The 23,984-nt window shown below is 71.5% G+C and carries 20 protein-coding genes; 18 read left to right on the forward strand and 2 right to left on the reverse strand.

From position 1 onward, the window contains the following. The 10 genes from ABZX30_RS30425 to ABZX30_RS30470 all read left to right on the forward strand — a co-directional run. Positions 1 to 3,708: Rne/Rng family ribonuclease (locus tag ABZX30_RS30425; RefSeq protein ID WP_355939140.1), on the forward strand; the 3,708-nt coding region annotated here is incomplete at its 5' end. 248 nt (positions 3,709 to 3,956) lie between these two features. Continuing rightward, a complete protein-coding gene (gene rplU / locus ABZX30_RS30430) occupies positions 3,957 to 4,277 on the forward strand; it encodes a 50S ribosomal protein L21 (RefSeq protein ID WP_004931419.1) in 321 nt (106 codons plus the stop codon). 14 nt (positions 4,278 to 4,291) lie between these two features. After that, positions 4,292 to 4,546, forward strand: coding sequence for a 50S ribosomal protein L27 (rpmA, locus tag ABZX30_RS30435; RefSeq protein ID WP_061922958.1), 255 nt, complete (start codon positions 4,292 to 4,294; stop codon positions 4,544 to 4,546). A 126-nt stretch (positions 4,547 to 4,672) separates the two neighbouring features. Further along, on the forward strand, positions 4,673 to 6,121 hold the full coding sequence (gene obgE, locus ABZX30_RS30440; protein ID WP_355939144.1) for a GTPase ObgE: 1,449 nt from the start codon (positions 4,673 to 4,675) through the stop codon (positions 6,119 to 6,121). A 135-nt stretch (positions 6,122 to 6,256) separates the two neighbouring features. Further along, complete coding sequence (locus ABZX30_RS30445; RefSeq protein WP_355939147.1) at positions 6,257 to 6,433, forward strand: hypothetical protein; 177 nt, start codon at positions 6,257 to 6,259, stop codon at positions 6,431 to 6,433. A gap of 230 nt (positions 6,434 to 6,663) precedes the next feature. Continuing rightward, positions 6,664 to 8,211 carry an alkaline phosphatase D family protein gene (locus ABZX30_RS30450; protein WP_355939150.1) on the forward strand — a complete coding sequence of 516 codons (1,548 nt, stop codon included), beginning with the start codon at positions 6,664 to 6,666 and terminating at the stop codon, positions 8,209 to 8,211. 95 nt (positions 8,212 to 8,306) lie between these two features. Continuing rightward, entirely contained in the window at positions 8,307 to 9,482 is a 1,176-nt protein-coding gene (locus tag ABZX30_RS30455; protein WP_355939153.1) for a hypothetical protein, read from the forward strand. A 194-nt stretch (positions 9,483 to 9,676) separates the two neighbouring features. Then, positions 9,677 to 11,173: a bifunctional cytidylyltransferase/SDR family oxidoreductase gene (locus tag ABZX30_RS30460; protein ID WP_355939155.1), complete on the forward strand. Its 1,497-nt coding sequence runs from the start codon at positions 9,677 to 9,679 to the stop codon at positions 11,171 to 11,173. Positions 11,174 to 11,332: 159 nt separating this feature from the next. Beyond that, a complete protein-coding gene (locus ABZX30_RS30465) occupies positions 11,333 to 13,453 on the forward strand; it encodes a hypothetical protein (protein ID WP_355939158.1) in 2,121 nt (706 codons plus the stop codon). 332 nt (positions 13,454 to 13,785) lie between these two features. Next, on the forward strand, positions 13,786 to 14,988 hold the full coding sequence (locus tag ABZX30_RS30470; RefSeq protein WP_355939159.1) for a glycosyltransferase family 2 protein: 1,203 nt from the start codon (positions 13,786 to 13,788) through the stop codon (positions 14,986 to 14,988). Positions 14,989 to 14,999: 11 nt separating this feature from the next. Here ABZX30_RS30470 and ABZX30_RS30475 read toward each other — a convergent pair whose 3' ends face one another. Next, positions 15,000 to 16,427 (reverse strand): polysaccharide pyruvyl transferase family protein, encoded by a 1,428-nt coding sequence (locus tag ABZX30_RS30475; protein WP_355939162.1) that lies wholly within the window; start codon positions 16,425 to 16,427, stop codon positions 15,000 to 15,002. A 234-nt stretch (positions 16,428 to 16,661) separates the two neighbouring features. On the opposite strand from ABZX30_RS30475, the gene proB reads away from it, so the two are divergent. From proB to ABZX30_RS30500, 5 genes are all read left to right on the forward strand, one after another. After that, positions 16,662 to 17,768 (forward strand): glutamate 5-kinase, encoded by a 1,107-nt coding sequence (gene proB / locus ABZX30_RS30480; protein WP_355939203.1) that lies wholly within the window; start codon positions 16,662 to 16,664, stop codon positions 17,766 to 17,768. Between the two features lie 138 nt (positions 17,769 to 17,906). Beyond that, entirely contained in the window at positions 17,907 to 18,335 is a 429-nt protein-coding gene (locus ABZX30_RS30485) for a hypothetical protein (protein ID WP_355939165.1), read from the forward strand. Positions 18,336 to 18,396: 61 nt separating this feature from the next. Next, positions 18,397 to 19,683, forward strand: coding sequence for a glutamate-5-semialdehyde dehydrogenase (locus ABZX30_RS30490; RefSeq protein ID WP_355939168.1), 1,287 nt, complete (start codon positions 18,397 to 18,399; stop codon positions 19,681 to 19,683). 113 nt (positions 19,684 to 19,796) lie between these two features. Continuing rightward, the gene (locus tag ABZX30_RS30495; RefSeq protein WP_355939170.1) at positions 19,797 to 20,369 is read left to right on the forward strand and encodes a hypothetical protein; all 573 of its coding nucleotides are present in this window, start codon (positions 19,797 to 19,799) and stop codon (positions 20,367 to 20,369) included. A gap of 111 nt (positions 20,370 to 20,480) precedes the next feature. After that, positions 20,481 to 21,551: a hypothetical protein gene (locus ABZX30_RS30500; RefSeq protein WP_355939173.1), complete on the forward strand. Its 1,071-nt coding sequence runs from the start codon at positions 20,481 to 20,483 to the stop codon at positions 21,549 to 21,551. A gap of 8 nt (positions 21,552 to 21,559) precedes the next feature. Here the strand turns inward: ABZX30_RS30500 and ABZX30_RS30505 are convergent, their stop codons facing one another. Continuing rightward, positions 21,560 to 22,651, reverse strand: coding sequence for a M48 family metallopeptidase (locus ABZX30_RS30505; RefSeq protein ID WP_355939176.1), 1,092 nt, complete (start codon positions 22,649 to 22,651; stop codon positions 21,560 to 21,562). 103 nt (positions 22,652 to 22,754) lie between these two features. On the opposite strand from ABZX30_RS30505, the gene ABZX30_RS30510 reads away from it, so the two are divergent. The 3 genes from ABZX30_RS30510 (at position 22,755) to nadD (ending at position 23,976) form a co-directional block, all read left to right on the forward strand. Continuing rightward, a complete protein-coding gene (locus tag ABZX30_RS30510) occupies positions 22,755 to 22,916 on the forward strand; it encodes a hypothetical protein (RefSeq protein WP_355939179.1) in 162 nt (53 codons plus the stop codon). Positions 22,917 to 23,057: 141 nt separating this feature from the next. Beyond that, a complete protein-coding gene (locus ABZX30_RS30515; protein ID WP_355939182.1) occupies positions 23,058 to 23,222 on the forward strand; it encodes a hypothetical protein in 165 nt (54 codons plus the stop codon). Between the two features lie 67 nt (positions 23,223 to 23,289). Beyond that, positions 23,290 to 23,976 (forward strand): nicotinate-nucleotide adenylyltransferase, encoded by a 687-nt coding sequence (gene nadD, locus ABZX30_RS30520; RefSeq protein ID WP_355939185.1) that lies wholly within the window; start codon positions 23,290 to 23,292, stop codon positions 23,974 to 23,976. Positions 23,977 to 23,984 lie beyond the last annotated feature (8 nt).

Raw genomic sequence — 23,984 nt, forward strand, 5'->3', positions numbered from 1 at the left:
CCGGAGACCGCCGGGACCGGGACCGCTCCGGCCGCCGAGGCGCCCGCCGACGAGGCTCCGGCCGCCGTGGAGGAGGCCGCGCCCGCCGCGCGTCCGCGTCGCCGTGCGACCCGCCGGGCGTCCGCGCCCGCCGGTGCGTCGGCCGCCGTGGAGGAGGCCACCGGGACCGCTCCGGCCCCGGAAGCCGCTCCCGCTGCCGCCGTGACTTCCGAGGAGCCTTCCCAGGCGCCCGCGGTGGAGGCCGGGACCGCCGAGACCGGGGAAGCCGCGGAGGAGGCCGCTCCGCGCCGTACCCGCCGCCGTGCCACGCGCCGCGTGTCCGTGCCCGCCGGTAGCGCGGTGGCCGAGGAAGGCGCTGTGACGGAAGAGGCCGCCGAGCCCGCGCCGACCGCCGAGACGCCCGCCGCCGAGACGCCCGCCGCCGAAGTGCCGCAGGCCCCCGCCGAGGCCGCCGCCCCGCGCCGTCGCCGCCGGGTCGTGCGGCAGGCGGCGACCGGGTTCGCCGAGCCCGCGCAGCCGGCCGCCCCGCAGGCCGCCGCCGAGCCCGAGGCGCCGCGCCGCCCGGCCCGGCCCGCCGTGGCCGTGTTCCAGGCGCCCGTGTTCACCGAGCCGAGGTTCCAGACCCCGGAGCGCGCCGCCGCCGAAGCGGCCGCCGAGGCGACCGACACCGACGAGGTCGAGACGGCCGAGGCGGTCGAGGCGCTCGAGGCGGTCGAGGAGTTCCAGGAGGAGCCGGTCGGCTCGCGCCGCCGCCGTCGTCGCCGGGGCGCCGCCCACGGCGAGGAGGCCGAGGCCCGGGGCGAGGAGACCACCGTCGCCGAGGAGACCGGGGAGACCGGGGAACCGGCGGAGTCCGCCGAGGACCTCGCCGAGGGCGACGAGGCCGACGAGGCCGACGAGAACGAGGAGACCGGTTCGCGCCGTCGCCGCCGTCGCGGTGGCCGCCGTCGCCGTCGCGGTGACGCCGTCGAGGGCGAGGCCGGCGCGGACGAGTCCGAGGACCTCGCCCACGAGCAGGGCGAGCAGGACGCCGAGGACACCGCCGAGCAGGAGGAAGAGGACGCCGAGGAGGCTCGTGGCGACGAGTCCGGCGGCTCCAGCTCCAGCAGCCGTCGCCGCCGGCGGCGCCGTCGTCGCGCCGGTGACACCTCGGTCGACACCGAGCCCGACGAGGGCGACCCGGAGCGCACGGTCGTCAAGGTCCGCGAGCCCCGCAAGGCGGCCGAACCCTCCGACGAGGTGCAGTCCATCAAGGGCTCGACCCGTCTGGAGGCCAAGAAGCAGCGCCGCCGGGAAGGTCGCGAGCAGGGCCGCCGCCGCGTCCCGATCATCACCGAGGCCGAGTTCCTCGCCCGCCGCGAGGCCGTCGAGCGTGTGATGGTCGTCCGCCAGCACGGCGACCGCACGCAGATCGGCGTCCTCGAGGACGGCGTGCTCGTCGAGCACTACGTCAACAAGGAGCAGTCGACCTCGTACGTCGGCAACGTCTACCTGGGCAAGGTCCAGAACGTGCTGCCGTCGATGGAGGCCGCCTTCATCGACATCGGCAAGGGCCGCAACGCGGTCCTGTACGCCGGTGAGGTCAACTTCGAGGCGCTGGGCATGGCGAACGGCCCGCGCCGCATCGAGTCCGCCCTGAAGTCCGGCCAGTCCGTCCTCGTCCAGGTGACGAAGGATCCGATCGGCCACAAGGGCGCCCGTCTGACCAGCCAGGTCTCCCTCCCGGGCCGCTACCTCGTGTACGTGCCCGAAGGCTCGATGACCGGCATCAGCCGCAAGCTGCCCGACACCGAGCGGGCCCGGCTGAAGGGCATCCTCAAGAAGATCGTCCCCGACGACGCGGGCGTCATCGTGCGCACCGCCGCCGAGGGCGCGAGCGAGGACGAGCTGCGCCGGGACGTCGAGCGGCTCCAGGCGCAGTGGGCGGACATCCAGAAGAAGGCCAAGAGCGGCAACGCCCCGACGCTGCTGTACGGCGAGCCGGACATGACCGTCCGGGTGGTGCGCGACATCTTCAACGAGGACTTCTCCAAGGTCATCGTCAGCGGCGAGGAAGCCTGGCAGACCATCCACGGGTACGTCTCGCACGTCGCCCCCGACCTGGCCGAGCGGCTGTCGAAGTGGACCTCCGAGGTCGACGCCTTCGCCACGTACCGGATCGACGAGCAGCTCGCCAAGGCCCTGGACCGCAAGGTCTGGCTGCCCAGCGGCGGTTCGCTGGTGATCGACCGGACCGAGGCGATGGTCGTCATCGACGTCAACACCGGCAAGTTCACCGGTCAGGGCGGCAACCTCGAGGAGACGGTCACCAGGAACAACCTGGAGGCGGCCGAGGAGATCGTCCGCCAGCTCAGGCTGCGCGACCTCGGCGGCATCATCGTCATCGACTTCATCGACATGGTGCTGGAGTCCAACCGGGACCTGGTGCTGCGGCGCCTGCTGGAGTGCCTGGGCCGGGACCGTACGAAGCACCAGGTCGCCGAGGTCACCTCGCTGGGCCTGGTCCAGATGACCCGCAAGCGGGTCGGCCAGGGACTGCTGGAGTCCTTCTCGGAGACCTGCGTCCACTGCAACGGCCGCGGCGTCATCGTGCACATGGAGCAGCCGTCCGCCATCGGTGGGGGCGGCGGCAAGCGCAAGAAGCGCGGGCGCGGCGGCGACGGCCAGGTGACCGAGCAGGAGGCCGTGTCCGTGGTCTCCGGGATCGCCGGGACCGCCGAGGAGGAGGCCGAGACCGAGGCCGTGGCGGAGGTCGCGGCGGAGGTCGCCGAGCCGGTGGCCCTGCCCGCTCCCGACTTCGCCCCGGACGAGGAGCTGTACAGCAGCGTCGCCGAGGCCGAGGCCGCCGCCACCCGCGGCCGTACGCGGCGCCGGGCGAGCCGGCGGGCGTCGGCTCCGGCGGGCGCGCCCAGGGCCGGGGCCCGTCAGCCGGAGGCGCAGGCCGAGGTCGTCGAGGCGGCCGGGGTCGCCGTGGTCCCGACCGCCCAGGACGTCTCCGTCGCCGCGGAGACCGAGCGTCCGGTGCTGCCGGAGCAGCCCGCCGAGGCGCAGGCCGCGCCCGTGGCCGTCGAGGACCCGGTGGTAGCGGTGGCGCAGCCGGAGGCCGGGGTCGCCGCTCAGGCCGCCGAGGAGGCCGCGCCCAAGGGACGTACGCGTCGCCGGGCGACCCGCAAGGTGTCGGCGCCCGCCGGTTCCCCCGCGGGGGCCGAGGCGGCCGTGGTGACGATCGCCGAGTCGGTGGCGCCCGCCGCCGAGACCCCGGCGGCGGAGCCCGAGACCCCGGCGGCGGAGCCCGAGGCCGTGACTCCGGCCGAGGAGGCGCCCGTGGAGAGCGCCGCCCCGGCCCGTCCGCGCCGCCGCGCCGTGCGCAAGGCGACCGCGCCCACCGCGCCCACCGCGTCCGAGGAGGCGGCCGTCGTGGTCGTCCCGTCGGCGGAGGCGACCGCCGAGGCGCCGGCGGCGACCGAGGAGGCCGCTCCGGCCGCCGAGGAGGCCGCTCCGGTGAAGAAGACGGCCGCCCGCAAGGCCGCCAAGAAGGCCACCGCGAAGAAGGCGGCCACCAAGGCGACCACGGCGAAGAAGACCGCGGCCAAGAAGACGGCCGCCAAGAAGACGACGGCCAAGAAGGCGGCGACGACCGCCAAGACGGCCGCCGCCAAATCGACGGCGAAGAAGACCGCGGTCTCCGCCGCCACCGACGAGGACTGACCCGGCCGGGTCGGCATGCTGTGCGGCCGGTCCACGTGACCGGCCGCACAGCGGCGGGGCCCGGCCCGGTTTGACCCCTTCGGCCGTGGCCCCGTAACCTTGACCGTCGGCGTGTTCCGTGGATATGGACGCGCCACATCCCCGTAAACCTTCTTCCTCCGGAGCACCAGGTGTTCCGGAGAGGCCGCCCGCGTGCCGGGCTGCTGGACTGCGGGGGGCCGTTCCCCGAGCGAGAGAGTGAGATCCGCGTGTACGCCATCGTGCGCAGCGGTGGCCGCCAGCACAAGGTTGCTGTCGGTGACATCGTTGAGGTTGACAAGATTTCCACTGCCAAGGTTGGCGACACGGTCGAGCTCTCGACCCTGCTCGTTGTCGACGGCGACGCTGTGACCAGCGACCCGTGGGTGCTGGCCGGCATCAAGGTCCAGGCCGAGGTCGTGGACCACCACAAGGGCCAGAAGATCGACATTCTGCGCTACAAGAACAAGACCGGCTACCGCCGTCGTCAGGGCCACCGCCAGCAGTACACGGCGATCAAGGTCACTGAGATCCCCGCGGCTGCGAAGTAAGGGACTGAGGAGAGATGGCACACAAGAAGGGCGCATCGTCCACCCGTAACGGTCGTGACTCCAACGCTCAGCGCCTCGGCGTGAAGCGCTTCGGCGGTCAGGTCGTGAACGCGGGCGAGATCCTGGTCCGCCAGCGCGGCACCCACTTCCACCCGGGCGCCGGCGTCGGCCGTGGCGGCGACGACACGCTGTTCGCGCTGCAGGCGGGTGCGGTGGAGTTCGGCAGCCACCGTGGCCGCAAGGTCGTGAACATCGTTCCGGTCGCCTGAGCCGAGGCTCAGAGCCCAGACCGAACGTTTCGCGAGGCGGACCTCACTTCCCGATCGGGAAGGCGGGTCCGCCTTTCGCGTGTTGACACAGGCACCATCCCGTATTGCATCTGGAGGCACCGAACCATGACCACCTTCGTGGACCGCGTCGAACTGCACGTCGCCGCGGGTAACGGAGGCCACGGCTGTGCCTCCGTCCACCGTGAGAAGTTCAAGCCGCTCGGCGGCCCCGACGGCGGCAACGGCGGCCGGGGCGGTGACGTCATCCTGACCGTCGACCAGTCGGTGACGACCCTCCTCGACTACCACCACTCCCCGCACCGCAAGGCGACCAACGGCAAGCCCGGCGAGGGCGGCAACCGCTCCGGCAAGGACGGGCAGGACCTCGTCCTGCCCGTGCCGGACGGCACGGTCGTCCTCGACAAGGCGGGCAACGTCCTCGCCGACCTGATCGGACACGGCACGTCGTACATCGCCGCGCAGGGCGGCCGGGGCGGCCTCGGCAACGCGGCACTGGCCTCCGCCCGCCGCAAGGCGCCCGGGTTCGCGCTGCTCGGCGAGCCGGGCGACCTCCAGGACATCGTCCTGGAGCTGAAGACGGTCGCCGACGTGGCCCTGGTCGGCTACCCGAGCGCGGGCAAGTCCTCGCTGATCTCGGTGCTGAGCGCGGCCAAGCCGAAGATCGCCGACTACCCGTTCACCACCCTCGTGCCCAACCTGGGTGTCGTCACGGCCGGTTCGACCGTGTACACCATCGCCGACGTGCCGGGCCTGATCCCCGGCGCCAGCCAGGGCAAGGGCCTGGGCCTGGAGTTCCTGCGGCACGTGGAGCGGTGCAGCGTGCTGGTGCACGTGCTGGACACGGCGACCCTGGAGTCCGACCGCGACCCGTTGTCCGACCTCGACGTCATCGAGGCGGAGCTGCGCGAGTACGGCGGGCTCGACGACCGCCCCCGGATCGTCGTCCTGAACAAGGTCGACGTGCCCGACGGCAAGGACCTCGCCGAGATGGTGCGGCCGGACCTCCAGGCGCGCGGTTACCGCGTCTTCGCGGTGTCGGCGGTGGCGCACATCGGCCTGAAGGAGCTGTCGTACGCGCTCGGTGAGCTGGTGGGCAGGGCGCGTGCCGAGAAGCCCAAGGAGGAGGCGACCCGGATCGTGATCCGGCCGAAGGCCGTGGACGACGCGGGCTTCACGGTGACCCGCGAGGAGGTCGACGGGGAGCCGCTGTTCCGGGTGCGCGGCGAGAAGCCCGAACGCTGGGTCCGCCAGACCGACTTCAACAACGACGAGGCTGTCGGCTACCTGGCCGACCGGCTCAACCGCCTCGGTGTCGAGGAGCGGCTGATGAAGGCGGGCGCCCGCTCCGGCGACGGCGTGGCCATCGGCCCCGAGGACAACGCGGTCGTCTTCGACTGGGAGCCGACGGTCATGGCGGGCGCGGAGATGCTCGGCCGGCGCGGCGAGGACCACCGGTTCGAGGAGCAGCGTCCCGCGGTCCAGCGGCGCCGGGACCGGCAGGCGGAGCGCGACGAGGCCCTTCAGGAGTTCGGCGACTTCGACCCGTTCGAGTGAGGCACGCGGCCGCGCTCCGCAAGCCGCGCGGCCGTGCTTGTGGAGGGGCGCCCGGTTGGACCGGGGCGTCCCGCAAGGCAACCCCACCCCTCTCCGGCTGGTCGCACAGGGCACCGCGGAGCAGGGGAGGGACCCGTGGGAACAGGCGCGGAGCGGTGTGGCGCGCCGGGGGAGAACTCCGGGGCGGGCTCGGTGCGGGTGCTGAAGGCCACCGCCGCCGGGATCACCCCGGCCGGTTCCCGCACCTTCGGCGGCGGCCCGCTCGGCACCGTGGCCTCCGGCGCGCGGCTGGGATCGGGCTTCGCCTCCTGAACGGCCTGCTCCACACTGTCTCTTGACACCCAGTAGGACGGGCCGACCCCCGGTAGGACCCGGACCCGTTACGGCAAGATCACGTTCGTCGTGTGGTTCCCGTGCCGTGACGGGTCTTCTGCTGTCTGTCCATTTGTCATGCACGCGAAGGCTGCCGTTCAGCGGGCGGACCGTCCGGCCGTGGGAGCTTCCGAGTGTTCAACAGGCCACCGTGGCAAGGGAGTCAGCGCATGACCGGAGCAACGCCCGACCGCCGCCGCTTTCTGACCGCCGGTGCCGCCGTACTCGGCGCCGCTGCCTCCGCCCAGCTCTGGCTGCCGACCGCCGCGCGGGCCGCGGAGAACCCGCTGCCCGACGGCGTGTTCAGCCTCGGCGTCGCGTCCGGCGACCCGCTGCCGGACGGCATCGTGCTGTGGACCCGGCTCGCCCCCGACCCGCTGAACGGCGGCGGCATGCCCGACAGCGCGGTCGCGGTGGAGTGGGAACTCGCCGAGGACGAACGCTTCAGAAAGACCGCCCGCCGGGGCGTCGCCCAGGCCCGGCCCGAGTACGGGCACAGCGTCCACGTGGACGTACGCGGACTGCGCCCCGGCCGCACCTACTGGTACCGCTTCCGCGCCGGCGGCCGGCTCTCGCCCACCGGCCGCACCCGCACCGCGCCCCACCCGCACCGCAAGGGCGGCTCGCTGCGCGTCGCGCTGGCCTCCTGCCAGAACTGGCAGCACGGCTACTTCACGCCGTACGCCGACATGCTCGCCCAGGACCCCGACTTCGTGCTCTTCGTCGGCGACTACATCTACGAGTCCACGCCCTCCGCGACCGCCGTGCGCAGGCACGAGGGCACGGGCGAGCCGTACACCCTCGAGCAGTACCGCAACCGCTACGCCCAGTACCGCAGCGACCCCGACCTCGCCGCGATGCACGCGAACGCGCCCTGGGTGGTCACCTTCGACGACCACGAGGTCGACAACGACTGGGCCGGCGAGATCCCGCAGGACCCGGGCAAGCAGCCGCACGACGCGTTCGTGGCCCGGCTCGCCGCGGCCTTCCAGGCGTACTACGAGCACATGCCGGTCCGGGCCACCGCGATCCCGGACGGCCCGCACATCAGGATGCACCGCCGTCTGGAGTTCGGCCACCTGGCCCGGCTCAACGTCCTGGACACCCGGCAGTTCCGCAGCGACCAGGCGACCGGCCAGGCCGGCGCCCAGGACCCGTCGATGACCATGCTCGGCGCGGACCAGAAGGAGTGGCTCCTCGACGGGCTGCGGGACTCCCCGGCGCGCTGGAACATCATCGCCTCGCAGATCATGATGGCCGAGACCGATCTGCAGCTCGGCGAGGGCAAGCTCTGGTACTACGACGCCTGGGACGGTTACCAGGCCGAACGCAACGCCCTCATGGCGGAGTTCACCCGGATCCGCAACCCGGTCGTGCTCAGCGGCGACCGGCACCTGACGATGATCAGCGACCTCAAGGAGGACTTCGCCGACCCCGGCTCCGACGTCGTCGGCGCCGAGTTCGTCGGCACCTCCATCTCCAGCAACGGCGACCAGGACCAGGCCGCCTTCCACGCCCAGTGGGACCCGCTGATGGCGGACAACCCGCACTGGAAGGTGATCGACGCCCACCGCGGCTACCACCTCTTCGACATCCGCCGCGACGGCATCGACGCGCGGGTCCGGATCGTGGACACGGTGCTCGGTCCGCAGGCGGCCGCGAGCACCCTGGCCACCCTGCGGGTGGAGTCGGACGAACCCGGCGTCCGCGTGGTCTGACGGTCCGCCGGAGCGCCGTGGGAGCCACCGCACTCACCGGACTCCCACGGTGCTCTCAGGTAAGCCTCAGGTAAGTCTCTTACCTTCCGTTGACCATGGAGATGGACTGTACGACCCCCGAGCCCCTGCCGAACGGCACCCGCCTGCTGCACATCGGCCCGCACAAGACCGGCACCACCGCCGTCCAGGGCGCCCTGTTCGCCGCGAAGGAGACGCTGCCGCGGTACGGCGTCGAGTTCCCGGCGCACAGCCGGCACCCGATGGAGGCCGCGCTCGCCGCCTGCGCCCGCCCCGCGATGATGGGCGACACCGCGCCGACCGACGGGCACTGGACCCGGCTGCTGGAGCGGGTCCGTGCCACCGGCGGGCGCACCTCCGTGGTGAGCAGCGAGTTCTTCGCCGACGCCCCCGACGGCGCCGCCATCGAGCGGATCGTCGGACAGCTCGGCGGTGACCGGGTGCACATCCTCGTCACCGTGCGCCCGTTGGCGAGGATCCTGCCGTCGCAGTGGCAGCAGTACGTGCAGAACGGGCTGCGCATGGGGTACGAGGACTGGCTGGAGCACATGCTCCGCAAGGCCCCGTACGAGAAGCCCAACCCGAGCTTCTGGCACCGGCACCGGCACGACCGGCTCGTGGAGCGCTGGTCCCGGGTGGCCGGGCCGGAGCGGGTCACCGTTGTGGTGGTGGACGACCGGGACCGGGGCGGCCTGCTGCGCACCTTCGAGGCGCTGCTGGGCCTGCCCGGCGGTCTCCTCCAGCCGGTCCCGGACACCGCGAACCGGTCCCTCACCCTCGCCGAGACCGAAATGCTGCGGAATCTTAATGTCGAATTCCGGGGCAATGGACTGCCGGACGAGCTGTATTCCAGGCTCGTCCGCAACGGCGCGGTCATGCATATGAAGAACACGTGCAGCCCCACCGCACGGGACGTGCGGATCGCCACGCCCCGGTGGGCCGTCGAGGCCGCCGCCGCGATCGGTGCCGAAACGGCCGGGCGCCTCGGTGCGATGGGCGTCCGGATCCTCGGTGATCCGGCGCTGTTGTCCACCGTTCCGCGACAGACCGGACATATCAGACAAGTCGAACCGGCGGGCGAGGAAGCCCGGATCGCCCCGGAGGTGGCCGCTCGGGCGCTGTACGGCGCGCTCGCCGCGGCGGCCTCGGTGTCCGTCCGGCCCGCTGGAGCACGTACCGTTCACCAGACGCCGTCGAAGGAACTCGTCCGCGTGCTCGGACACCGCTGCCTGAAGCGGCTGCGCCGACGCTGAACGACTTCCGCGACACCTGTGGAGTTACTCACAGCAATTCCGCGGAACTGACAAAGAGGGCGTTGCCCGTACCAGCGGTGCAAGGTGAATGAGAGGTTGCGCGCACATATGCGGTGGCGGTCGCTCACCTTGCACTGCGGTTACCCGAAGTGGGAGCATTTCCGCGTTCCCTGTCGCCCCGAGGTAGGTCACCTGTGTCCCAGCACATAGCCAAGCCCCGTACCACCGCAGTGATCCTGGCCGGTGGCACCGGTCAGCGGGTGGGTCTGTCGATCCCCAAGCAGCTGCTGAAGATCGCCGGCAAGGCAGTCATCGAGCACACCCTGACCACCTTCGAGAAGGCCGACTCGATCGACGACGTCATCGTGCTGATGGCGCCGGGCTACGTGCCCGACATCGAGAAGATCGTCGCCAAGGCCGGGTTCACCAAGGTCAAGAAGATCATCGAGGGCGGCTCGACACGCAACGAGACCACCGAGCGCGCCATCGAAGCCCTGGGCGAGGGCCTGGCCGAGGGCGAGGACCTCAACGTCCTCTTCCACGACGCCGTCCGCCCCCTGCTGTCGCAGCGCGTCATCGACGACTGCGTGACCGCGCTGGAGCGCTTCGAGGCCGTGGACGTGGCCATCCCCTCCGCGGACACCATCATCGTCACGCGCACCCACGGCCAGGACGGCGAGTTCATCACCGAGATCCCGGACCGCTCCCGGCTGCGCCGCGGCCAGACCCCGCAGGCCTTCAAGCTGTCCACGATCCGCCGGGCCTACGAGGTCGCGGCCGGCGACCCCAACTTCCAGGCCACCGACGACTGCTCCGTGGTGCTCAAGTACCTGCCGGACGTGCCGATCCACGTCGTCGCGGGTGACGAGTACAACATGAAGGTGACCCAGCCGGTCGACGTCTTCATCGCCGACAAGCTCTTCCAGCTCGCCTCCACCGCCGCCCCCGAGCAGATCGACGACGAGGCCTACCGGGAGCTGCTCACCGGCAAGACCATCGTCGTCTTCGGCGGCTCCTACGGCATCGGCAAGGACATCTGCGAACTCGCCGGGTCCTACGGCGCCAAGGTCTACGCGCTGGGCCGCTCCACCACCGGCACGCACGTGGAGAACCCGGAGGAGGTCGACGACGCGCTGTCCAAGGCGTACGGGGAGACCGGCCGGATCGACTACGTCGTCAACACCGCGGGCGTGCTGCGCATCGGCAAGCTCGCCGAGACCGACAACGCCACCATCGAGGAGGCGCTGAAGGTCAACTACCTCGCCCCGGTGCAGATCGCGCGGTCCTCGTACAAGTACCTGGCGGAGACCAAGGGCCAGCTGCTGCTGTACACCTCCAGCAGCTACACCCGCGGCCGCGCCGAGTACAGCCTGTACTCCTCCACCAAGGCGGCGATGGTGAACCTCACCCAGGCGCTGTCCGACGAGTGGGCGGGCGACGGCATCCGCGTCAACTGCATCAACCCCGAGCGCACCGCCACCCCGATGCGGACCAAGGCCTTCGGCCAGGAGCCCGCGGGCAGCCTGCTCTCCTCCGAGGCCGTGGCCCGCACCTCGCTGGACGTGCTGCTGTCGGAGCTGACCGGTCACGTCATCGACGTCCGCCAGCAGGACCCGACGGCGGGCGCCGCCCGGGCCTCCGGCTTCGAGCAGGCGCTGGCCTCGGTTCTGGACCGTCAGGACGGCGTGTAATAATCGGCGCTCATCAGCGTTCAGAAATTCAGGCCTCTCCGGGCACCCGTTCACCGGGCGTTCGCAGAGGCCTGAATCAGTGCATCTGGCGGATCAACCGCAAATACGCAGCATTCCAGAACAAAACCGGCACTCTCCCCTCCCAGAGCAGGTTTCTCAGTGATATCCACCGCTATTCGCGTCGCCCGGGTGGGCAGCGCGGCCGAACTGGCCGCGGCGGCCCTCATGATCCTGGGCTTCCCGGCGCTCATGCTGGCCGCGCTCGTCCCGAGCGTTCCCGCCTTCGCGGCCGCGGCCGTCGTGACGTATCTGGCGGACCACTATCTGCACCGCAAGGGCAGCTATCTGATCAACCGCCTCGGCAAGGTGCGGGCCGGTCTGTCGATCCGCTTCCTGATCCGGCAGTTGCTGCTGGTCCTGCTGCTGGCCCGGCTGTCCCTGACGGACCACCTGATCTTCTACGGGGCCATCGCCTGCTTCATCGCCTTCTATGGTCTGCAGGCCCCGCACGGCGCGCTGGTCACCCTGATCCGCAACCGCCGCCGGATGCCGGTCGCCACCCGCAACGTCGACCTCACCTCCCGCATCCGCATCCCGGACGCCCCGCCGCGCCGACTGCTGCACCGCTCCGCGGAGAAGATGCTCCACCTCGACCTCGCGGCGGTCGCCGGTCTGCTGGTCTCCGGGGCCATGGACTCGGCCGTCGCCGGCTTCACCGGCATCGGCCTCACCGTCGGCCTGGGCTGCCTGTACGTGCTGGCGCTGGTGCCGTACGTGCGCGGCAACAAGATCCCGCCGAAGGCCGAGCAGGTGCTGGCCGCCGTCGACGACTGGCTGGCCGCCTACAAGCCCGAGACGGTGCTGTACTTCTCCGGCTCCAAGGACTCCGCCTACCAGGTCAACATGTGGCTGGAGACGATGGAGCAGCTGGACACCCGGCCGATGGTCATCCTGCGTGAGCGGGTCATCCTGAACAACCTGGCGCCCACCACGGTCCCCGTCGTCTGCGTGCCCGGAGGGGTGCACCTGATGAACATGGACCTCTCCACGGTGCGTGTCGCGCTGTACGCGGCGAACGTCGGCAAGAACATCCACCTGCTGCGCGTGCCCACCATGAAGCACGTCTTCATCGGCCACGGCGACAGCGACAAGCTGGCCAGCGTCAACCCGTTCAGCAAGGTGTACGACGAGGTGTGGACCGCCGGCCGGGCGGGCCGCGACCGCTACGCCATCGCCGACGTGGGCGTCCGTGACGACGACATCGTGGAGGTCGGCCGCCCGCAGCTGGCGCCGATCCGGCCCTGGCAGGGCGTGCCCGAGTCGCGCATCCCCACGGTCCTGTACGCCCCCACCTGGGAGGGCTGGGACGGCAACCCCGGCAACACCTCCCTCGTGCTGGCCGGTGAGAACATCGTGAAAAGGCTGGTGAAGGCCGACCCGCCGGTCCGCGTCCTGTACAAGCCGCACCCGTTCACCGGCACGGTCAGCAAGGAAGCCGGCGCCGCGCACGTGCGGATCACCGCCCTGGTCGAGAAGGCCGCCGCCGAACGCGCCGCCGACGCGCGCTTCACCGTCGACACCGCCGCCCAGGACCGTGCCAAGGCCGAGCTGGCCCGGATCGAGGCCCGCCTCGCCGAGCTGTCCGGCGCGGGCGGCGACAAGGGCGACGAGGCCGAGGCCACCCGTGACGGCGTGACCGACGTCGCGAAGCACGAGGAGATCGCCCGGCTGCGCGGCGAGTGGAACGACGCCCACTGGCGCTCCTTCCCCACCTGGGAGCACCGGGTCGTCAAGGGCGCCGAGCCGCGCCTGTACGACTGCTTCAACGTCTCCGACGCGATGGTCTCCGACATCTCCAGCGTGGTCTCCGACTTCATCGCCAGCGGCAAGCCGTACGCGGTGACGGACTCGGCCGAGCTGGGCGCGGAGGAGTTCAAGCGGCAGAACACCGCGGTGCGCGCCGCGGTGATCCTCTCCAACAGCGCGGCCGAGCTGGGCGGGCTGCTGGACGCCGTGCGCGACCCGGCCGCCGACCCGCTGGCCGCCGACCGCACGGAGCTCAAGCGGTACCTGCTCGGCCCCGACGAGCCGAAGTCCATCGACCAGTTCAACTCCGCGGTGGCCGGCCTCGCCCGCAAGTCCGAGGCCCGCAACGTCGGCCAGGAGCCCCGTGTGGGTGCCGCCAACCTCGACCCCGCGGAGGCGGCCGAGCTGACGAACGCGCTGCCCGGCCAGCGGCTGTCGTCCACCGGTGAGACGGACGGCGTGACCGCGGGCTGACCCCGGTCGCCCGGACGGCCCCCGAGGATCCACTCCTCGGGGGCCGTCCGCTTTTCCGGCCCCCTTGTCCGTCCCGCTTTTCCGGCTCCTCGTCAGGCCTCTTGTGCTGCTCTTACCGCCCTCCCTGAGCAGCTCTTACCGGCTCTCCGTACTGTCCGGTGTCGCCCGCGAACCGTTGTCCCTCGCGGGGCTGTGTGACGTACGCCACGGATCCAGGCCGTCGGAGCAACCGGTTCCCCGGGCACCCCGTCTAACAGATTGCGAATGACGCGATTCGGGGGAAACGCTCCATTGACCGTGGAGAACGTGAAAGAGGGGGAAATGTGACCGTCGTGACGCAAACCGATGTAACCGTGATCATCGGGGCGTACGAAGCGATGCCCTACCTGGTCGAGTGCCTGGCGTCCGTGGAGGCGCAGACCATCGACCCGGCGCGCATCGAGGTCGTCGCGGTGGACGACGGCTCGACGGACGGGACCGGGGAGTACCTGGAGGAGTTCGCGGCCCGCGCCGCCATGCGGGTCACCGTGATCCGGCAGGAGAACTCCGGCGGCCCCAGCGGCCCGCGCAACGTCGGGCTGGGCAAGGCGTCGGGGCGGTACGTGTTCTTCCTGGACGCCGACGACCGGCTCGGCCCCGAGGCCCTGGAGCGCATGGTCGCCATGGCCGACAGGAACGGCACCGACGTGGTGCTGGGCCGGGTCGAGGGGATCAACCGCACGGCGCCGAAGTCGATGTGGGGCGAGAACCTCGACCGCACCGACGTCTTCTCGTCCAGCATCAAGTTCACGCTCAGCGCGCAGAAGCTGTTCCGCCGCGAACTGATCGAGAGGCACGGCATGCGCTTCGACGAGTCCCTGTGGACCGGCGAGGACGCGCTGTTCACGATGGAGGCCTACCTGCGGGCCGACGGCGTCTCGGTCGTCGCCGACCACACCTGCTACTACCTGGTCGGCCGTGAGGACGGCAAGCACGTCACCAAGTCCGGCGGCTACACCCTGCGCTTCGACTCCGCGCGCGCCCTGATGGAGCTGATCGCGCGGATGGTCCCGGCGGGCGCCCAGCGTGACACGCTGATGGTCCGGCCCTTCCTGATCACTCTGCTGCCGCAGTTCGGGCCCCGGTACCTCAAGGACGGCGAGGAGGTGCGGCGGCACAAGCTCGAACTGGCCAAGCCGCTGATGGACGCCTACTGGACCCCCCGCATCGCCCGGCGGATGAAGGTCCACGAGCGGCTGCGGCTCCAGCTGGTGGCCCTCCAGCGCCCCGAACTCCTGAAGGACGTCGTGGAGTTCGTCAGGGCGAAGAAGCAGGCCGCCGCGGTCCTGGAGAAGCGGGGCACCGAGGTCTACCTGGTCTACCCGCACTTCCGCTCCAAGGAGGCCGGCATACCCGACTGGGTGTACCGCGCCGAGGACCGCGAGGCCCGGGACTTCGAGGGGTACCGGGCGGCCGCCGCCAACTCCTTCCTGCGCCGTGCCCTGCGCAAGGTGCGGCGCTCGCTGCCCTCGGGCGGCTTCGCGGCGGCGGCCTGACGGCCCGCGGGCTACTGGCGCCCGGCCTGGAGGGCCCGCTTGAGGGGGCGGCCCACCACGCGCCGGGCGCGGCGGTAGACGCTGGCGGCGGGGGCGGCCGCGGTCACGGTGCCGCCGGCGGTGGACTTGCTCTTGGCCGCCTTCACCCCCGACCTCGCCAGCTCCTTGCGCAACTGCGCGTTGTCGAGGGACAGTTCGCTGATACGGCTCTGCAGCCAGCCGAACCGCGTGGTCAGCGAGGCGATGTCCGCGTCGTTCCACGGGCGGATGCCCGGCGGGAAGGACAGCGACCGGATCCGCTCCTCGTAGGCGGCGCCGCCGTCGCCGTGGGTGAAGGTGTTCTCCAGCCCGTTCTTGTCCAGGAACGAGACGAACCGCTCGAAGCGCTCCGCGTGCCCGCCGACCAGCGCCCCGAAGTCGGCCTCCTCGTACAACCGCGCGGGATCGGCGGTCTCGGGGTTCTTCGCGATGCTGTCCAGCAGCCGGTGCGGGATGTCGAAGTAACGGCACAGCTCCAGCGTCCGCGAGTCCCCGCACAGCACGGTCGCGGGCGTGCCGGCGAGCAGCGCCGCGATGTTGCCGTGGATCCGGGAGCCGAAGGAGAAGTCGAAGCCGCGCAGGTCGTCGATCCAGGTGACGGGATCGACGTAGACGCGGACCTTGTCCTCCCGGTACATCGGGTGGTCCGGATGCGTCGGCATCGCGGTCACCTCGGCGTTCGGGTCCGACAGGTCCCGCCAGTGCAACTGCCGCGCGTCGCTGAGGTTCTGGCCGATGAAGCGCAGGTGCGGATAGCGCTCGTGGGCACGGGTGATGATCCGGTCCAGGCGCTGCTTGCGCACCGCGCTGTGCGAACCGTTGACCGCGATCCGCGAATCCGCCGTCAGCTCCGGCACCCGCTTGCGCACGTCCAGTTCGCGCCCGTACATGAACAGCGACGGGCAGCCGATCACCTCGACGTCCCTGAAGCCCATGTCCTTCAGGTACTGCTCGGTGAACTCGCCGCGCACCCCGATCGACGCGCTCCGGTCGAGCACCGCCGCGCAGAACGCGCGCACGGCCGGTTCCATTCGCTTCAGCCGCTCCGGGTTGTAGCTCACCCCGCTCTGCGCGCCCACACCCAGCACCACCACGGGGATCCGCAGCCGGCCGATGAGCCGGGTCAGGCGGTTCAGCCCGGACTCGAACGACGGCCGGAAGGCGTTGGCGAGCGGGACGACGAACGCGTCGTACTCCTCGTTGATCCGCGCCGCCGCGGCCGCCTCGGCGCGCATCCCGTTCGAGACCACCTCGGTGCCCGGAGTCTCGAGGATCTTGTGCGCGGCGTCACTGAAGATCAGGTTGCCGGAGTTGGTGGCGATGACGTCGCGGTGCAGAGCTTCCTCGAGCGGAACGACGTCGTAGGGGCTCTTCCCCGAGCGGAGGAGTATGCGCTTCACGCGGTGAACTGTAGGTGACACGTAGTTCAAATTAAATTTGTGCAGGCTTTATTTTCTATAAGCAACCAACACAACCTTTTTGCCGTACGCGGTGCGTGAGCAAACGGTCACGCACCGCCTGTCCGGAGACTGGAATCGAGGGGCGGGCGCCGATCGCCTTCGCGTAGATTGCCGGACAGGGCAGCATCCGCGCGCGAGGGGAACCGAGGGCAAGTGGCAAGGGCAAGGCAGGCCGTGGGCGAGGCCCGCAGGATCGTCGTCAAAGTGGGCTCCTCGTCGCTGACCACCGCCGAGGGCGGCCTGGACGCCGACCGGGTCGACGCGCTGGTCGACGTCCTCGCCAAGAGCCGCAGCGGGGGAGAGAAGGAGGTCGTCCTCGTCTCCTCCGGTGCCATCGCCGCCGGCCTCGCCCCGCTGGGCCTGCGCCGCCGCCCCAAGGACCTCGCCCGTCAGCAGGCCGCCGCCAGCGTCGGCCAGGGCCTGCTCGTGGCCCGCTATACCGCCTCCTTCGCCCGCTACGGCGTCCGTGTCGGCCAGGTGCTGCTCACCTCCGACGACATGAGCCGCCGCGCCCACCACCGCAACGCCTCCCGCACCCTCGACAAGCTGCTCGCCATGGGCGCCTTCCCGGTCGTGAACGAGAACGACACCGTCGCCACCGACGAGATCCGCTTCGGCGACAACGACCGCCTCGCCGCCCTCGTCGCCCACCTCGTCCACGCCGACCTGCTGGTCCTGCTGTCCGACGTGGACGGCGTGTACGACGGCGACCCCGCCCGGCCCGGCACCTCGCGGATAGCGGAGGTGCGAGGGCCCGCCGACCTCGACGGCATCGAGATCGGCAGCGCCGGCAAAGCGGGCGTCGGCACCGGTGGCATGGTCACCAAGGTGGAGGCCGCCCGGATCGCCGCCGCCGCGGGCATCCCCGTCGTCCTCACCAGCGCGGTCCACGCGGCCGAGGCGCTGGGCGGCGGCGACACGGGCACCTACTTCCACCCCACCGGCAAGCGCTCCGCCGACCGGCTGCTGTGGCTCCAGCACGCCTCCACCCCGCAGGGGTCCCTGACCCTGGACGACGGGGCCGTACGCGCGGTCGTGGAGCGCCGCAAGTCGCTGCTGCCCGCCGGGATCGCCGCCGTCGACGGCGAGTTCAACGCCGGCGACCCGGTCGAGCTGCGCGACGGCACCGGGCGCGCGGTGGCCCGTGGGCTGGTCAACTTCGACGCCAAGGAGATCCCCCGGCTGATCGGGCGGTCGACCAGGGAGCTGGCGCGGGAACTCGGCCCGGAGTACGAACGGGAGGTCGTACACAGGGACGACCTGGTGGTCCTGCACTCGTAAAACGGGACATAACCCCCGACCCCGGTGGGGGACGTTCCGTAAAACCGCCACACGGAGCCTTGCGGCCTGCTCAACTTTGCTGAGGGGCGTGTTTCGGACGCACGCCCCCCTGACGGGCACAGCGTGAAGGAGGCCGTCGTGAGACGAGTGCGCCCCGGTGCGGCGGCGTCCCGCGGTGCTCTGACGAGCGTCGCGGCCGGGGACTCCTACGAGGAGCCCGGGGACCTGCCCCGCCTGTGGCACGTCACCCTCAGCGTCTCCGGGCGGGAAGTGCCCCTGGGAGACCTCAGGCGGGCCCTGGAACAGCTGGCCCACGACCACCCCTTCCTGCTGACCAGCAGGTATGCGAACGACCACGCGGAGATCCGCTACTGGGAAGAGGCCCGCGACCTGCACGACGCCGCCGCCGTCGCCCTGCGCCTGTGGGGCGAGCACCGGCAGACGGCCGGCCTGCCGCCCTGGGAGATCGTCGGCCTGGAGGTCGTCGACCGCGAGACCTACCACCAGCGCGTTGCCGAGGGCTACGGACCGCCGCCGGCGACCCCGGTGGGCGTTCACCCCTTTTGATGCCATCTCGGGGTGTGGAACGCGCCGTGAACAGCGCCCCGCGGAGCACTACCCTTCCTTCATGACCACGCTCTCGCCGTACGACTCGATGTCCCCGGTCACCCAGGCCGCCTACCGGGCCAAGTCGGCCGCCGCCGACCTCGCGCCGCTGCCGCGCGCCGTGAAGGACGACGCGCTGCTCGCCATCGCGGACGCCCTGGAGGTCCGCACGGGCGAGATCGTCGAGGCCAACGCCAAGGACGTGGCCAAGGCCCGGGAGAGCGGCACCAGCGAGGCCATCGTCGACCGGCTCACCCTCACCCCCGAGCGGGTCCGGGCCATCGCCTCCGACGTCCGCGACGTCGCGAAGCTGCCCGACCCGGTCGGCGAGGTCGTCCGCGGCTCCACCCTGCCCAACGGCATCGACCTGCGCCAGGTCCGCGTCCCGCTCGGCGTCGTCGGCATCATCTACGAGGCGCGGCCGAACGTCACCGTCGACGCCGCCGCCCTCTGCCTGAAGTCCGGCAACGCGGTGCTGCTGCGCGGCTCCGCCTCCGCCTACGAGTCGAACACCGCCCTCGTCCGGGTGATCCGGGACGCCGTGGGCGGTGCCGGGCTGCCCGCCGACGCCGTGCAGCTGGTGCCGGGGGAGGGCCGGGAGAGCGTGCGCGAGCTGATGCGCGCCCGGGGGCTCGTCGACGTGCTGATCCCGCGTGGCGGCGCCTCCCTGATCCAGACCGTCGTCGCCGAGTCCACCGTCCCCGTCATCGAGACCGGCACCGGCAACTGCCACGTCTACGTGGACGCCGAGACCGACATCGACATGGCGGTCGAGATCCTGATCAACTCCAAGGCCCAGCGGGTCAGCGTCTGCAACGCCGCCGAGACCCTCCTGGTCCACCAGGACGTCGCCGCCGAGTTCCTGCCACGCGCCCTGGACGCCCTCGCCGACGCCGGGGTGACCGTGCACGCCGACGAACGCGTGATGGCGTACGCCAAGGACTCCCGGGCCACCGTGGTGGAGGCCACCCCGGACGACTGGGACACCGAGTACCTCTCCTACGACATCGCCGCCGCCGTCGTCGACTCCCTCGACAAGGCCGTCGCCCACATCCGGCTGTGGAGCTCCGGCCACACCGAGGCCATCGTCACCACCTCCCAGCAGGCCGCCCGCCGCTTCACCCGGCTGGTCGACTCGACCACGGTCGCGGTGAACGCCTCCACCCGCTTCACCGACGGCGGCCAGTTCGGCTTCGGCGCCGAGATCGGCATCTCCACGCAGAAGCTGCACGCCCGCGGCCCGATGGGCCTGCCCGAGCTGACCAGCACGAAGTACATCGTCACCGGCGACGGACACGTGCGGCGCTGACCGCCGGCCGGGCGGCCCCGGCCGTCCGGCGGGGCGCGTGAGAGACGTCTCACCGGGCGGACGAATTTCCATACCGTCTGCCCAAATTGATCCCCCAGGACTACTCTGGACCCGTGCCGGAGGACGTGGGGGGCACGCCGTTCCCGGACGGCTGGGAGCCCGACGACGACCACGACCACGGGGTGTCGGACGACGAGTTCGCCTCCGTGGTCTTCGACGAGGCCTTCGTACGGGCGGCCGTGGTGCACGAGCCGACCGCCGTCGAACGCCTCCTGGCCGCCGCCCAGGCGCGAGCCGAGGCCTCCGAGGCGGAGGCCCGCCGGGCCCATGCACGGGGCGAGCGGTACGACGAGCGGTACGGCCCCGAAGGCACCGGTCTCGGCCATGATCCGGAACTGGACGACCTCGACGACCCCGACGTCCTGAGCCACGGGTACGGAGCCGCCGGGCCCTACGGCAGGCAGGTCCGCTGGCACCGCCCCGTCGCCTGGGTACTCGCTGTGGTGATGGGCGTCGGCATGGTCGCGCTGGCCTTCGCCGCGGTCTACCGCGGCGCCTCCTCGGGCAGCCGGGACCAGGTCCCGTCGCACGCCCCCACCAACCTGGAGCAGGGCACCGCCGCGGCCCCCACCGCGTCCGCGGAGTTCTCCCAGCCCGCGGTCTCCGCGGTCCCGCCCTCCCCCTGAGAGGCCCGCGGGAGGCCCGCGGGAGGCCCGGGACGCCCGTGGTGAGAACCTGTCAGAAGTTGTCGTGCAGCAGGGCGTTTACCTGAGGCTCCCGGGACCTACTCTGAAAGTATGGGCGGGCCTGGAGACCCACCTGAGGGGACACCCGAGGGCGGCCCCGGTGGTGGGGAGGACGAGTACCGATCCGTCGTCTTCGACGAGTCGTTCGTCCGTGCTGCCCGTCTCCAGGAGTACTCCGCGCAGGAGCGCATGGCGGACCACGCGCCGGCCGTGCGCCGCCGCCCGTCCCTGCACCGCGGACTGTCCCGGCAGCTGCTGGTCCTCGTCGTGCTGATCGCCGTCGCCTTCGGCACCGCCATCTACATGGGCGTACGCCACCCGTACGGTTCTCCCGAGGCCCGGCGGACCGTCGACCCCCTGCGGATGACGTTCATACCGCTGGCCCCGCAGGGCAAGGTGCCCGGGGCGGCAGACGCCGAGTACCTGTACGCGCACAGCCCCGCCGCCCAGTTCGCGGTCGGCGCCGAGGGCATACCGCTGCCCGCCTCCCGGAGCACCGCGCACTTCTCCGACAGCCAGGTCGTGGCCGCGCTCACCGCCGCCAAGGACTACATCGTCCGTTCCTCGCTCTACCCCGAGGTCCTCGACAGCAGCGAGGTCGAGCCCGTCCGGGCCCTCATCGACCCCGGGCAGCTCGACCAGTTCGACCAGAGTTTCGAACACCCCGCCGCCGACGGCCGGCACGCCCCGACCGGGTGGCTGGTCCGCTTCGACCCCGCCCGCGCCGAGCTGGCCGACCGCAAGGTCCGCGTCCAGGGCAGCCTGCAGGCCGCCGAGACCGACTCCGCCACGCTCGAGGTGACCGCGGACCACACCTTCGTCTACGCCCTGCGCCCGACCGGTGCCGGTGCCAAGGCCCCCGCGTCCCTGTTCACCGTCCGCCGTGAGCTGACCTTCCGCTTCGACCGCGACGACCTGCGCACGCACCAGGTCCAGCTGGCCGCCTCCTACGACCAGGCGGGCCCCCTGTCCTGCGCCGAGGACGCCACGAACCGTCTGCGTCCCCTGCTGGCGGGCCAGACCGCCAAGGCGGGCGGCCCGGCGGGCACGGACCCCTACGCGACGGGCAGTGCCACCGCCCTGTGCGGGACGCTGGCCGCCGGCGCCCAGCCGAAGGTGTGAGTGGCGGGTTACTCCTCGTCCTGCGGCGGAGTGTGGGGCGGAGTCTTCGGCGGGGGCGGGCTGGTGAAGCCGTCGAAGCCGCGCCGCACCCGGCCGCCCAGGCCCCCGGCCCCGTCGGCCAGGTCGGTGACCAGCTTCATCAGCGGGTCCTTGGAGCTCTTCACGTCGTCGGCGTAGCTCGCCGCGGACTGCCGGAACGAGTCACTGACCGAGGTGTCCTTGTCCTCGTCGCGCCGCGGGTAGTGCCCGTCCATGATCCGCTGGAAGTCCCGGGACTCGGCCCACTTCTTCAGCTCGGCCGCCCGGACCGTGGTGAAGGGGTGGGAACGGGGCAGCACGTTGAGGATCTTCAGCACGGAGTCGCGCAGATCGCCCCCGGCCTCGTACTCCTCGGCCTGCTGGAGAAACGCGTCCACGTTCATCTCGTGCAGGTGGTTGCCGCCGGCGATCTTCATCAGGCCGCGCATCGAGGCCCGCAGGTCCTGGCCCACGAGCAGGCCGGCCCGGTCGGCCGAGAGCTCCGACTTGCGGAACCACTCCCGCAGCGCCGTCACGATCGCCAGGACCGCGAGGTTGCCCAGCGGGATCCAGGCGACCTTCAGGGCGAGGTTGGTCAGGAACAGCAGGATCGTGCGGTACACCGCGTGACCGGACAGCGCGTGGCCCACCTCGTGGCCGACGACCGCCCGCATCTCCTCCTCGTCGAGCAGCTCGACGAGCCCCGTGCTGACGACGACGATCGGCTCGTCCAGACCGATGCACATCGCGTTCGGCTGCGGGTCCTGGGTGACGTACATCGGCGGGACCTTCTCCAGGTCCAGGATGTAGCAGGCGTCCCGCAGCATGTCGTTGAGGTGGGCGAACTGCTGGTCCGAGACGCGCACCGAGTCGGACAGGAACAGCAGCCCGAGGCTCCGCTCCGGCAGCAGCCCGCTGAGTGCCTTGAACACCGCGTCGAAACCGCTCAGCTTCCGCAGGGCCACCAGGGCCGAGCGGTCCGCCGGGTGCTCGTACGCACGGGAGGAGATGCCCGGGAAACGCCTGCGCTGCCTGCTCGGCACGCTCCCGTTCCCCTTGTGTGCGTGGCCGTCGTCGGACATATGTTCCCCCATGTGCGTCTGAAGTGCCCCATGTGCCCCCGAGGCAGGCCCCAGCCTAGGCGGAGATACCGTGGACGGGCAGTACAGCCGAAGGAGTCCCGTCATGGAGCACATCCCCGCAGCCGCCCGGCTCACCGAGGCCGCGAGCGCCGCCCCCCAGCACGGTGCGGGGAACCTGCTCCGGATCGTACTGGTCGTGATGGTCCTCGGCTGCGTGCTCACCGCCTGGTTCCTGCTGCGCGGGTACAGACGGAAGGACGACTGAGCGGCCCGCGAAGTTCCCCGCTGGCCGCCCCGGCGGCCACCTGCCGTCCCCATCGGCGGAGTCGGCGTGATCGGCCCCGGACCGCCCGCATACGATGAGCCGACATCTTTATCCCGCCCACACCGATAAGGCCTGCCGAAGATGAGCTTCCACAGCACCGCTGCCCAGTTGGTCACCCTCGCCGCCGAGGGCGAGGAGCACGGCGGAAACCACAACAGCCTCAGCCCCTACGTCACCGGCGGCGGCGCGCTGTTCGTCCTGCTGCTCCTGCTGTGGATCACCACCCGCTTCAACCGCGACCGCTGAGCCGGCAGGCCGCGGCCCGCGATCTGGCGGCCGGGACTCTCAGGCCGGGCCGGTAGGGTCTGCACGCATGGGAGAGCAGGACATGCCTACCGGTCCGGCGAACGACAGGGCCGGCCACACGGTGAAGGGCCCCGGGCGCCGGCCGGGCCACGGCCCCGCGCACACGGGCAAGCGCCGCCTGGGCGTGATGGGCGGAACGTTCGACCCGATCCACCACGGGCACCTCGTGGCGGCCAGCGAGGTCGCCGCGCAGTTCCAGCTGGACGAGGTGGTGTTCGTGCCCACCGGCCAGCCCTGGCAGAAGTCCCACCGCAAGGTCTCCCCGGCCGAGGACCGCTACCTGATGACGGTCATCGCGACCGCCGAGAACCCCCAGTTCTCGGTGAGCCGCATCGACATCGACCGCGGCGGGCCCACCTACACCGTCGACACCCTGCGTGACCTCCGCGCGCTCAACCCCGAGTCCGACCTGTTCTTCATCACCGGCGCCGACGCCCTCGCCCAGCTCCTGACCTGGCGCGACAGCGAGGAACTGTTCTCCCTCGCGCACTTCATCGGGGTCACCCGGCCCGGCCACCACCTGACCGACCACGGCCTTCCGGAGGGCGGCGTCTCGCTCGTCGAGGTTCCCGCGCTCGCCATCTCCTCGACGGACTGCCGTGCGAGAGTCGCCAAGGGCGACCCCATCTGGTACATGGTCCCGGACGGAGTCGTGCGCTACATCGACAAGCGCGAGCTGTACCGCGGCGAGTGAGCCGAGAG

Origin of the sequence: Streptomyces sp. NPDC004542 (genome assembly GCF_040610035.1) — a bacterium.
In the GTDB taxonomy this organism is placed as follows: Bacteria; Actinomycetota; Actinomycetes; order Streptomycetales; family Streptomycetaceae; genus Streptomyces.

Excerpts from the sequence above, each read along its gene's own strand:
- ABZX30_RS30450 (WP_355939150.1), top strand. The coding sequence starts at position 6,664 with ATGACCGGAGCAACGCCCGACCGCCGCCGCTTTCTGACCGCCGGTGCC.
- ABZX30_RS30490 (WP_355939168.1), top strand. The coding sequence starts at position 18,397 with ATGACCACGCTCTCGCCGTACGACTCGATGTCCCCGGTCACCCAGGCC.
- ABZX30_RS30515 (WP_355939182.1), top strand. The coding sequence starts at position 23,058 with ATGAGCTTCCACAGCACCGCTGCCCAGTTGGTCACCCTCGCCGCCGAG.
- rpmA (WP_061922958.1), top strand. The coding sequence starts at position 4,292 with ATGGCACACAAGAAGGGCGCATCGTCCACCCGTAACGGTCGTGACTCC.
- ABZX30_RS30510 (WP_355939179.1), top strand. The coding sequence starts at position 22,755 with ATGGAGCACATCCCCGCAGCCGCCCGGCTCACCGAGGCCGCGAGCGCC.
- obgE (WP_355939144.1), top strand. The coding sequence starts at position 4,673 with ATGACCACCTTCGTGGACCGCGTCGAACTGCACGTCGCCGCGGGTAAC.
- ABZX30_RS30505 (WP_355939176.1), bottom strand. The coding sequence starts at position 22,651 with ATGTCCGACGACGGCCACGCACACAAGGGGAACGGGAGCGTGCCGAGC.
- ABZX30_RS30500 (WP_355939173.1), top strand. The coding sequence starts at position 20,481 with ATGGGCGGGCCTGGAGACCCACCTGAGGGGACACCCGAGGGCGGCCCC.
- ABZX30_RS30455 (WP_355939153.1), top strand. The coding sequence starts at position 8,307 with ATGGAGATGGACTGTACGACCCCCGAGCCCCTGCCGAACGGCACCCGC.
- nadD (WP_355939185.1), top strand. The coding sequence starts at position 23,290 with ATGGGAGAGCAGGACATGCCTACCGGTCCGGCGAACGACAGGGCCGGC.